Raw genomic sequence first — 11,381 nt, forward strand, 5'->3', positions numbered from 1 at the left:
AGCGCAGGTGTTCCTCGCGCTGTGCCTTCGTCTCGTCATCGCAATCACCAACTACGAACGCGGAGACAATCCGGGAAGCACAATCATCACGGTGTGACAAGAGTTCTATGACACCCTCTCGCCGCCTTGCAATCCCAACTCGGCTCCGCACTCCAGGTCGTCGCGGACTCACGGGAAGGAAGCTACGAACTGCTGTGCGCCCGAGACGACGTAACTGGCAGGTTTCGGCCACCGGACTTCGGCCGAATCCACGACGATTCACTGCTCGCAGGGACCGACCGAGAGAATGCGGAGAACCTCTTTCGGATGGGGTGTCTCAACTTCGCCATCTACACTTTCGACGTCGGTGTGGTGTTGCAGTTCGCCGAGGGCGACCGGGAACTGTTCGTCGTGTTCGACGACGCCGAAGTGGAGTTGCTCCAGGTGGTCGAGTTGTGTTCCCAACAGATTCGTTCGAGTCTGTGACCCCGTGAAAAGCAGTGGCGTACACCGGTTCCATCGAGTCAGAATCGGTCGTGTCGTCCGTCATCCGGTCGAACACCGAATTCGTTCCCGACGTGCTAATGGATGTCGGGAGACGCTCTCCGCTCAGGTCGACGATTCCTGGCGTTCTGTTCGCTCTGCGGTGGATGAGAGGATTCGTCGCCCGACGACCCACGTGGTCGTCGCGGCGGTGCCACCGGCAATCACGCCGGTTTTCACGGCCTTCGTCAATCCTTCGCCGGTGAGAACCGTGGCCACGGTCGCGACGATACCTGCGACGACTCCACTCACGAGCGGAAACGGTGGGGACATACCGGCTGGTTGAACCACCAGCACTTATACCCCATGTTCTGTCCCAACCCCACCGTCACTGGTCGACGCGCCGAACCGCGATTCCGTAGAACGGCTCGACCGCGCAGTAGCCGCTGGGTGCCTCGTCGCAGACGAAGATGGTGGCGATTCGGTACGTCTCTTCCGGAAGTCGTTCTCGCGTGCTCCACGCGATTCCCTGTCGTCCGCGAGGCCCACTTCGTTCGATTCTGGTGAACAGGTAGCGGTAGATGAGCGTCTCCGCTTCGAAGCAATCGGTCTTCGTCGGACCGAAGGTTCCCTCGACGCGCCGGAGTTGGAACCGGTCGTTTACGTCCGGAGTTGGGTCGTCTTCCGTCGTGATATCACAGGAGTAGAGGAGTCGCGCCGGGCCGTCGGTCTCGTCCGAAACCGGCTGCTGGGGTGCTCGTTCGCCAGTCTGGGAGCTCACTGGGGCCGATCCGACTGTCGTGACGGCGCTCCCGGCGGCGATGTGACGGAGCAGAGTCCGTCTCGTCGTTTGCTTGGTCATTGTTATCACTCCGCGGTGGCCGGTTCGTGCACTACGACGAAGGAGTGATTAGGTGTTGTGGTGGGCGATAGCTGGCGGTATTGTGGTGGGGGGCTGTCGGCGTCGTTGCGGGGTCTGGCGGTGGTTATGGTGAGGGTCTGGTGGTGGTATCGTGACTGTGCTCGGGGTCGCACCTCGTCGCCGAGCCGGCAAGTCGAGTTCGGGTGTCAGACTAACACCTCGAAGCCTCTCTCATTTCGGATATCTTTATCGTAAATCTGTTCGAATAGCTCCTAATGTACCGACGAACTCGACATCAGATGTATGACCTGTTCGAGGTCGGCGCTGGTGGACGCGTCGGGCGATACGTCGATGCGTGCATCATGGCGCTCATCGTCGCGAACGTCACTGCGGTCATCCTCGAGACATCGACCCGCTCTACGCGGCATACCGACAGGAGTTCTACCTGTTCGATCTGCTGAGCGTCGTCGTCTTCTCCGTCGAGTACCTCGGACGGTTGTGGGTGGCGACCGAACACGCCGACTACCGGCGTCCCGTCGCGGGGCGACTCCGGTACGCGATGACGTCGTTCATGCTCATCGACTTTCTGGCAATCGTACCGTTCTTCCTCGGCTTCCTCGTCGACCTCCGGTTCCTCCGGGTGCTTCGATTGCTCCGATTCCTGCGGCTGTTCAAACTCGCGCGCTACTCCAAGTCGATGCAGTTGTTCGTAACCGTCATCGTACAGAAGAAAGAAGACCTCGTCGTCGCGTTCTCGGTCGGGGACTCCTCTTGCTCTTTGCCTCGTCGTTGATGTACTTCGTGGAACACGAGACACAACCCGAGGTCTTCAGTTCGATTCCCGCCTCGATGTGGTGGGGGGTGGTGACCCTGACGACCGTGGGGTACGGCGACGTGTATCCCGTGACGCTCGTCGGGCGGTTTCTGGGCGCGGTGGTAGCGGTGGTGGGAATCGGCCTGTTTGCGCTTCCCGCGTCGATTCTCGCCTCCGGATTCGTGGAGGCGGCGCGACACGAGGAGAAGACGTACGTCTGTCCGCACTGCGGGAAACACGTTCACGAACACGAACTCGAAGAAGTGGAGTGAGCTTCGATTTTTCGAATCGGTCGATTGCAGGGGGACCAGCGTTCGAGGGTAGTTCTCTCACCGCGAACGAGAGCCGGAAGAGCTTGCTCTTCCGGAGTGAGCGGGCCGACGAGCGACCATCGGGAGCGAGGAGTGCTTTTGATCAACCTTTTACAGGGAGCCAGCCAGAGTGACGACCATCATCGTGGTCGTCACTCTGGCGTGTGACCGTCGTAAAAGGTTGAATGGACTCGCCGGGATTTGAACCCAGAACCGTGCTCGCTTCGCTGTGCGCGGCTTACCCAGTGCCCGGGAGTACCAGACCACTGGTGGTTCCTGCTCAAGAACCATGTTGGAACCACTCACCCCCCGACAAGCTGTACAGGACTATCTCAACGGACGGACTGACCTTACGCAGTCCTCGAAAGAGAACCACGATTACCGCCTTCGTCGTTTCATAGAATGGTGTGACGAGAACGAGGTAAACAACCTAAATGAAATCAATGGACGTCACTTGCACCGCTACAAAGTCTGGCGTGCCAAGGATGTGAACAACGTCACGCTGAAGAATCAATTAGGGACGGTCAGGGTTTTTCTCCGATTTTGCGAGAAAATGGATGCTGTCGAGGACGGGGTTAGCGAGAAACTGGAACTCCCCGAACTTGGAATAGATGAAGACGTTGACGATACTACAATCCGTTCAGAGGAAGCAGAGGCTATCCTGAGCTACCTGAACACCTATGAGTACGCTACCCTTCGGCACGTCATCTTCCAGCTCTTGTGGCATACAGGTGTCCGTACAAGCACCCTGTTCGCGTTTGATGTAGACGACTTCCACCCGAGAGAAGGATACATTCGAGCGATACACAGACCCGAAACTGGAACTCCGCTAAAGAATAAGGAACGTGGAGAACGGGAAATCAACCTTGCCGACGAGGCCGTCCAAGTGGTGAGGGATTTCCTCAATAGACATCACCCGAGGGTAGAAGACGAACACGGACGGATGCCTCTCATAGGTACACAGGCAGGGAGAGCACATAAGACGACCATTAGAGAGAACATCTATCGGATTACTCGACCGTGCCACTACACTAACGAGTGCCCGCATACCCGCACTCAGAGTACCTGCAAAGCGGCTCGAAGCAAGCACGCAAGTAAATGTCCGTCGTCCGTTAGCCCCCATGCAATTCGGAAAGGGTCAATCACTCATCATCGGAACAATGGCTGGCCAGCGAAGGCGGTCAGTGACCGAGCAAACGTGAGTCAGGAGGTCTTGGATAAGCACTATGACAAGGGAACGCCGAGCCAGAAGCGTAAACGGAGGAAAGAGTTCCTAAACAATCTGTGAACTGAATAGGTAGCTTGCATCAGACCTCTACCCAGTCCACCTACTGAACTCTGTGGGAGCTTAGATGACAACCAGTATTGTCCCCAAAACAGGCACGAAAGCGATTGGCGAGCGAGTTCCCAATTATAGCCAAAATCCTGAAATTTTCTCGCGTCGGGTTACATTCTGAACAAGAAATCTGGTTAGGACAATGTTCTAACCCTCATGACTATCTGGTCTCTCATTATCGCCCATCCCAATTACTGAGAGTAATAACAAGCTGTGGGTTTCCCCTTGGTAACTTCTTTTAAAGGGTCATCGCTATCACTTTTTCTGAACCAGAATACCTACTTAGAGAATTGCCACCATTCAGGCGCGAACGTCCCCGCTTGGAAAGCTTTAGCTCCCGTTTCGGAGATTACCGGCTGAAGCCATGGTACAGGCTCGAAGTGGCACAACACAGGCTATCTCACATTGTCTTCATCACTGCTATAACTAACAATGGAAGATAACATAGAAGAGGGAAAACATTCGGTGGAAACCACTGTACTCTACTAATAGTATTACCCATATTGGCCTCTGGGTCGCCGTCGCCGTTCGTGCCTGAATGCAGGAACTCTTCTGACGGTCATCCCTTGTTCTTCCCCATGCTATTTGTTACCATGCTTTTGTACATCTGCAAAACGGCCTTAGTAGCAGGGGTACCACTCCTCAGCCGCGCTTGCTTCGGACCTACTTAAAGGCTGTTAGTCGCCAAACACAGTCATTAGCTGCCCCGAGTTGTGTTCCTCAGATTAGCCTGCTCGTGTTTGGCCGCCTACCATCCGTAACAGTGTGCGAGACGCATACCCAGTGGATAAGCGCCTTGACCTCAATCGAGTGGCGTGCATATCTCACATACTGGCCTTCGACCAGTTGAAATTGAACAGAGTGTCGTGAGCAAACACCTGTGGCGAGTCATCTGCCCTCATTTTGACTCCCCTCACTAATAGGAATGGTAATGGGTTTATATACTCCCTTGGAACCGCACGAAACCGGCTCTAAGTGATGTTTACCATAGCCAACTATATGATACAATTGGCAAGGATATGGTTAAACTTACCTTTGTGAAATTTTTAAATGGCGACAGCGACACTTCTGAGGCCTCTAACTGCTGTTTCTTGCGCGCGGTTGAGTCCATCCGTAGATATTCAGCGTTCGGGACATACACTCGATAGACTCGAAGTGGAACACGAGAACGTATTACTGGTCCCGTCGTTCCGAGGGCTATTCATTGCTCGCAGTGCTTCGTGTCTTCGTGTGGGACATTTTTCTTCTCTGTTTGTTGTCCGGCTAATAAATGCCCTTATAGATATTCGCAAAAGAATCCAGACATTGGTTCTCTTTTTCACCAACGACTGACAGAAACGTCGTGCGATGATACATGATGCGTACCAGTCATGTGAGAGTCACCACAAGACATATACTTTCGAAAATCAATCTCACTGACTATGCTCTCCCGACGTACACTTTTGAAGGGTCTTGCACTCTCATCAGCAAGTGTTCTTGCAGGTTGTTCTTCAAACTTCATTTCAAGAGGTCAACCAAAAGATAACCAATCTACCACGGCGACCTCAACCACCTCAGTTAATTCAACTAAACTTTCCATTCCCGAATCACTTGACGGAATGACGAGCGTTAGAAATGAATGGGTTGGTGAAACACCAGCAAAGGGTCAACCGCATGGTCTTCTCGTATTCAACAGTGGTTCAGTTGGCTACCGTCTAAAAGAGATAACCTCCAGAGATGGCAAACAGATTTACAAAGGAAGTGGGATTCCACTTGAGTCAAATACGTACCTGATGGAACGACTGACAGTTCCTGCAACCTATCGATACCGATTCTGGAATGAAGAAATCCAATGCGAGTTCATCATTGACAAATCGCATTTCTCGCACAAACATTCAACTACAGCAGTTGAATTCACCAATGGAGACACCTACGTCCGAACTGAAAATGACTCTGATTGGTACAATATGTTTGAGCAAAACGAACCATCGAACTCATAAGTCGAATACTATACTCTCATTGATAATCAGTTCCGAAGCTGATATCCAGTTCTCAGTATCCGCTTTCTTCTCATACTACTCACACCTCCGAAGCCTGACCTCCGGCCACACATGATGCGGCTGTAACGTTACCACGAGACTGGAATAACCCACGGCTATCTGATTTCACTCTTTTAACTACTTAGAAAGTCCCATAAAGAAGGCACGAATGGACACACTTGAAAAGGTTTGCTCCCGTCTCTAAGAGCACCAACTAAAGCCAAAGTATCGGATTGAAGCTGCTGCTCACTATGGATGATAATATGGGATAGACGAGGCATGGGAAACCGCTGTACTCTACCAATAGTATTACCCATAATGGCCTCGGGGCCGCCGTCGTTCGCGCCTGCACGCAGGACTCTACTGGATTTGAAAATAGTGGTTAATGCTTCCCGTTTTCTTTCTGGAATAACCGGTACAGTTAACTCTGCCAAGAGAATACCCAATATCAGGAACCACCAGATGGCTCGGACTGGTGTCACGGTATCACTCGGAATCAGGAATAACGCGATTGCCGGTACCTCACTCGGACTCTCGGCAAAACGGTAGCAGATTGCGGAAGAATGCAGTGCCGTATGCCGAATGCGGTCCGAGCGAAGCGAGGATGGACTCGCCGGGGCTACGTCAATACAGATGCCTGCCGAGGCTCCGGTAGAATGATCACCGTGTCGTCGTAGAGTGGAGTTCATCATGAGTTACGCCTCCCTAATGAAGTCGCGTCGAATTTCCATCTTCTCGCGATCCGTCCGTTCGTCGTAGTGCTGCTCGAGCACGTCGCTCGAGACGTTCGCGCGATCGGAGACAACTTCCTGCGGCGTTCCGTTCCTCAAGTGGTCGGTAATCGACCCGCGCCGAATCCCGTGTGGCGACCGGGATGATTGACACCCAGCTCGCTTACCGTGCGGTCGCACCTCGCAAGTTTCTTGATCCTCGTCGTAAGGGCAGTCGCTGATTTCGCACGGTTGCGTTAGTCGATAGATCGCCTCGCGAATTGCGCCCTCACTGAGCCGCCCCTGCGAGCTAGTTATCAGTGGGTGGCGACCGTGATCATCGGTGACCTTCTGGCGGTTGTGGGCCAGGTAGTCCTCTATCACTTCGCAGTAGTGTGGTCCGACTGCGATCGACCGTTCGGCCGCTTTCTTGTTCTTCAACGGCGTACCGGTGCCGGGATTATGTCGAAGGTCGAGACATTTTGCGTCCGAGTCGAAGTCCTCGACATCGAAAGATCGGAGACTTCCCAATCGAATCCCAGTGTGCCATAGGATCGCGAAAACTACGTGATCCCGACTGGCGTAAGCAAACTGCTTGAGATACTCGAGGATTGCCTTCGCACGATTGGCTTCTAAGTATTCGTCACGCGCCTCATCCTCCGGTTCGATTTCAGGAATTTGAACGCGCTCGCGCATACCAGGTTCGACAGCATCGATAGTCGCGCAAAACTCGAGAAACACACGGAACGTCTGCAACTCACCGACAAGTGTGACGATCTTGATCTCCTCGCCCCGCCATACACGGAAGCGGTGGAGGTCTCGTCCCGTGAGAGCGTTCATATCGTCAATCTCGTACTCGGTGCAGAACGCGCGGAACTGATCAAGTCGGTATCGCTGATTCTGCAACGTCTTTTTGGAGAGTTCGGGTTCTCGTTCGGCGAAGTACCACTCCACGGCCTCGGCAGGCGTCGTTGGTGTGAGTCCATCGCTCATGGAACCCCGATGCTGTGGTCTCGCTGCGGAGGGAAAGGTACTTCGACGTTCGTCTTCCTTAGACATCGCTAGCTCACCCCGAGAAACGTACGGCGCGGGCACCGGCCATGTACCCTCCGTGATGTCTCATCTTTCGAGATATTGCTTGGAAGAGTTCCGGTGATATCTCCATCCTCATTGTTAGGCGAGAGGCAATGCCATCGTTGGTAGATGTCCTGCCATGATTTATGGCCGCCAATAGGGCAGAGGTCGATCGTTTTCGTGTCGATTCGTCGGTATTGTATGAATTTGTTCATTTTATACGTTCGTAATATGAAACACGAGTCAGTGAGAATCAACACCGAACAACCGCACACCGGTACTGTATCAGTATCTGATATCCGATGGTTAGGTTTATGCCGAGTGACGTACAAGAGTAAATTGACGTCAGTCCGGTCGGGGTTGACGTGCTGACACGGTGTTTCCCGCGCCTGCGAACCGAATTCTCTTTGCGGAGGAGGGGCTCGCAGGTTTTGTTGGTTCGTCTTCGGTGTCCAACCACCGAAGACGGACTACGCTTTTACCACTCTCTAGCGAGTTATTTGTCACTCGGGAGTCAAATATTCGCTCCCGCACGGATCTGGCGGTATTCACGATCGTAGATACGGATAAGCTCACGGACAACAGCGTCCATGCTATCTACTTGCATCTCGTATCGAAGGTTCGCAATGCGTTCCTTCGTATCTGTATGCGCGGGGATGTTCTCAAACTCCTTCATCGATCCATTAACCCCTACTCATACCAACTATTTAAACATTTGCAAGCGTACAACTTTCTACATACTGCGTATCAGAAACTGATATGGTGATGCCGTATCAATAGCCGTTATGGATCACCACAACAATCCAGCCGACTCACCCGAGCGTCAACGTGGGATTCTTACTCCCACAGACAGGGATTTTTATCTCGACCGTTCGGATGTAGGCGACGCGCAAGCCCGAAATATTCGTTCAAAAGCACGGAAACGGATTTTTGACGGTATACTCGACTTTACCATCCTATTCAACCACCTCGCGGAACGGGACGTCAACCAGATTTTCAGTGAATTTCGCGATGGCGAGGAGCAGGCACACGCTCACTTAGAGCAGGGAGTCGTGGATACTCTCGCACTACTGTACTTTGCCGATTCCAGCGCATTCTCGTATCGCCTTGAGCGCGCTATTCGACAGGCACGAATCCGTGGGAGAGCGCTGGCTGACGTATCAGTTGATATCGATGTCGAAGAAACCGATACGTTTCACGATGTGAAACAGCGCGTCAACGAGAGCGGTTTGGTCTACGCTGACGAGCTACAACTCCTCGAGTTTCACGACACGCTCCCACTTGGTGTCCGCAAGGTGCCGGGAAAGCGGAGTGACCACTACGGTATCCCCGAGGATGTCGACGACCCCTACGAGGCGATTAACACCGTCTTCCTCCCGCGTGCGCCAGAAGGAGCAAACGACTTAGACGGGCGTCAGGAGGATGTCCGACGGGCACTCCGCGCTATCTACGACTGGCTTCAACATCGAAAGGAAACAACCGAACCGGACGATCGCGACGACACGAAAGTGGCGGAGGAAATCGCCGAAAACTTCTATTCGATTTACCCGTTCGGCTTTGACGACCCCGCCGATTGGTGGAGCCAACTTATACTCCCGCTCCTCTCGCGTATCGACGCTGATGTTCCATGGCTGAATCAAACACTCACGAACGAGTCGGAAAGGGGAGAAGGACAGCGGGGGTGAGGCGGCAGCGAGTAGTGAAAGGGACGTATTTACTCATCGTCGTTCTCCTGTTGTCGGTTGGGGTCACTGGGAACAAGAATCAACGCCGTTCCCAGAGCCGATCACATTGCCGAATGAGATGCGACTCACCCAAATCGATAAAAAGGCGCTCGAATATACGAGAATCTGGATGGTGACAGCGAACTCACTCCACGGGATATTGTGGCTTACAACCAGACGTACCGGTAGATCATCGCCGCCGATCCCGATGAGGAGACTTTGTTGAAACTCTCAGCAACTGATAGGAATCACGTGCTGACTCGATGGGAAAATCTGCTACCTTAGCCAGGTGACGGCAAAGTATGGGGCACTCGAGACCGAGCTGTATTCGGCGGCGTCGACCGCGCGATGCTGACGGGTCCAGGTGTGAAAGAAGCCGAGAGTGGGGCGTTCCAGCCCGGCTGGCGCCGCGAGCGCCAGCCGGGAAAGCCCGAATACGTGAATCTCTTTCCACGCACCGGTGCCCCGGAGTGAGAACAGATGTTCTTAGGAATCGATATCCACAAGCGGACGGCCACTGGGCCGTCCGCTTCGACGACGGCGAAGTAATCGAACAGGTCCGTGTCAAGAACACGGACCTTGAAGAGATCGCCCAGCAATACGCTGGCGGCACAGCACTGCTGGAAGCCACGACCAATTATTTCTACATCTACGACATGCTGTCTGAATATCGCTAGTTGTCCACTCTGGCTCACCAGCGCAGTTGCTGACACGTTGTGGAAGCGAAGCGGATGAATCAGGTCACTGATTCACCCGCTGTCCGGATATACTCGTGATGAACATCCCCCTGTTAAAGGACATTCTCACAGATCCGGACGAGTTCATTACGAACCGCCAGTTGAAGTCGCTTTCTCTGGAACTCCTTGCATTGATTCCAATGACAGGAATCGAGGGTTCGCCCCTCGATTCCGGCGATATCATGGAAGTCGTTCTTCGGGCGGCCGTAGGGACGACTTCAGTGAACGGAGTGACCGAGAACACGAGGGAGACGCCGAACAGAGAGCCGGTCATGGATTGGCTTCACACGCTGGAGAAAGACACCATGCTGGATGCAGTCAACGACAGTCTCGCGCTGGTAGCGATGACGGTTCTCGACCGTGGCGGGTCGAGAACCGTCTGCATCGACTTCATGGATAACCCGTTCCATGGATACCCGGAAGATGAAGACGAGTTCAGGAGGATGAAAGCCCGCGACGGAACAACGAAATGTCACCGTTACTGTACAGCGTTCGTCATCGCGCAAGGAAAGCCACTGACACTGGCGCTGGAACCAGTTTCCGGTGACGACAGCAAGGCCGACGCGGTCGAGCGCGTGCTCGCCCGCGTCGAGACGTATCCGTTCGGGATCGAACGGATTCTCATCGATCGTGCCGGGTTTGCCGGGGAATTGATCAGTGTGCTTCGTTTCACTGCACCGCCAGTCTTCCCGGTGAAAACCGGGAAAGACTCGCTCCGAGACAAACTCTCGGTCACCAAATCGTACATGACCGAGGAGACGATCTGTGAGGGAAAAGAGTACGAACAGACGTATCCGCTGGCGGTGAATGTGACCTACCACAACGGTGACCGGGGCAAGTCGGGTCTGAAACGGACTGGGTACGCGGCGTACGGTCTGGAAGACCGCACGCCGGCGCAGGTCGCGGCTGTCTACGACAAGCGGTCACGGATCGAGAAGAGTTACGAGAAGTTCCGTGAGGCGCGTGCAGTGACAACGACACCGTCAACGACGATCCGGTTGTTCTACGTGGGTGTCGGCTTCCTGTTAGAGCAGTTGTGGCTGGTGGTGCAGTGGGGGGTGCTCGCCGTGGATTTCACGTTCAGTGATGCATTTCTCCATGGAATCGAACAGGAGTTAGACGACGAACTGGGGTGGCGAAAGCGCTATCGGACGAACGGGATCGGCTTACCGGCTGGATACGATCACGGATTCGGGTGAGCCGCCTCGCTTCGGTAGTGCTTCACAGAAGATTTAGGTGGACTCTGAGTAGGGAAGGTAATGACTGGACGGGAGAAAGAGATCGTCCGACACCTGAGTGAGGACGATCTCGACCGCTTGCTCACACAGACTGA

The 11,381-nt window shown here is 53.9% G+C and carries 12 protein-coding genes; 9 read left to right on the forward strand and 3 right to left on the reverse strand.

From position 1 onward, the window contains the following. The first annotated feature begins 126 nt into the window (after positions 1-126). The gene (locus ACR3FF_RS22895; RefSeq protein ID WP_458190451.1) at positions 127-465 is read left to right on the forward strand and encodes a DUF7522 family protein; all 339 of its coding nucleotides are present in this window, start codon (positions 127-129) and stop codon (positions 463-465) included. Between the two features lie 123 nt (positions 466-588). On the opposite strand, the gene ACR3FF_RS22900 is transcribed toward ACR3FF_RS22895, so the two are convergent. Next, the gene (locus tag ACR3FF_RS22900; protein ID WP_458190452.1) at positions 589-795 is read right to left on the reverse strand and encodes a hypothetical protein; all 207 of its coding nucleotides are present in this window, start codon (positions 793-795) and stop codon (positions 589-591) included. Positions 796-850: 55 nt separating this feature from the next. Then, entirely contained in the window at positions 851-1,324 is a 474-nt protein-coding gene (locus ACR3FF_RS22905; RefSeq protein ID WP_458190453.1) for a hypothetical protein, read from the reverse strand. A 355-nt stretch (positions 1,325-1,679) separates the two neighbouring features. Here ACR3FF_RS22905 and ACR3FF_RS22910 point away from each other — a divergent pair, with 355 nt between their 5' ends. The 4 genes from ACR3FF_RS22910 (at position 1,680) to ACR3FF_RS22925 (ending at position 5,764) form a co-directional block, all read left to right on the forward strand. Continuing rightward, complete coding sequence (locus ACR3FF_RS22910) at positions 1,680-2,117, forward strand: ion transporter (protein ID WP_458190454.1); 438 nt, start codon at positions 1,680-1,682, stop codon at positions 2,115-2,117. After that, positions 2,117-2,410 carry a potassium channel family protein gene (locus ACR3FF_RS22915; RefSeq protein ID WP_458190455.1) on the forward strand — a complete coding sequence of 98 codons (294 nt, stop codon included), beginning with the start codon at positions 2,117-2,119 and terminating at the stop codon, positions 2,408-2,410. The genes ACR3FF_RS22910 and ACR3FF_RS22915 overlap by 1 nt, the downstream gene beginning before the upstream one ends. Before the next feature lie 328 nt (positions 2,411-2,738). After that, positions 2,739-3,737 (forward strand): tyrosine-type recombinase/integrase, encoded by a 999-nt coding sequence (locus tag ACR3FF_RS22920; protein WP_458190456.1) that lies wholly within the window; start codon positions 2,739-2,741, stop codon positions 3,735-3,737. A 1,469-nt stretch (positions 3,738-5,206) separates the two neighbouring features. After that, positions 5,207-5,764 (forward strand): hypothetical protein, encoded by a 558-nt coding sequence (locus tag ACR3FF_RS22925; RefSeq protein WP_458190457.1) that lies wholly within the window; start codon positions 5,207-5,209, stop codon positions 5,762-5,764. Positions 5,765-6,498: 734 nt separating this feature from the next. Here ACR3FF_RS22925 and ACR3FF_RS22930 read toward each other — a convergent pair. Then, positions 6,499-7,506, reverse strand: a complete 1,008-nt coding sequence (locus ACR3FF_RS22930) for a tyrosine-type recombinase/integrase (RefSeq protein ID WP_458190458.1) — start codon at positions 7,504-7,506, stop codon at positions 6,499-6,501. Between the two features lie 866 nt (positions 7,507-8,372). Here ACR3FF_RS22930 and ACR3FF_RS22935 point away from each other — a divergent pair. The 4 genes from ACR3FF_RS22935 to ACR3FF_RS22950 all read left to right on the forward strand — a co-directional run bounded on the left by ACR3FF_RS22935 (position 8,373) and on the right by ACR3FF_RS22950 (position 11,247). Continuing rightward, on the forward strand, positions 8,373-9,272 hold the full coding sequence (locus ACR3FF_RS22935) for a DUF8102 family protein (RefSeq protein ID WP_458190459.1): 900 nt from the start codon (positions 8,373-8,375) through the stop codon (positions 9,270-9,272). A 387-nt stretch (positions 9,273-9,659) separates the two neighbouring features. Next, on the forward strand, positions 9,660-9,785 hold the full coding sequence (locus ACR3FF_RS22940) for a hypothetical protein (RefSeq protein WP_458190460.1): 126 nt from the start codon (positions 9,660-9,662) through the stop codon (positions 9,783-9,785). Next, positions 9,782-9,988 carry a hypothetical protein gene (locus ACR3FF_RS22945; RefSeq protein ID WP_458190461.1) on the forward strand — a complete coding sequence of 69 codons (207 nt, stop codon included), beginning with the start codon at positions 9,782-9,784 and terminating at the stop codon, positions 9,986-9,988. The genes ACR3FF_RS22940 and ACR3FF_RS22945 overlap by 4 nt, the downstream gene beginning before the upstream one ends. 98 nt (positions 9,989-10,086) lie before the next feature. Further along, on the forward strand, positions 10,087-11,247 hold the full coding sequence (locus ACR3FF_RS22950; RefSeq protein WP_458190462.1) for an ISH3 family transposase: 1,161 nt from the start codon (positions 10,087-10,089) through the stop codon (positions 11,245-11,247). The last annotated feature ends 134 nt before the right edge of the window (positions 11,248-11,381 follow it).

This window comes from Haladaptatus ordinarius, assembly GCF_054177595.1.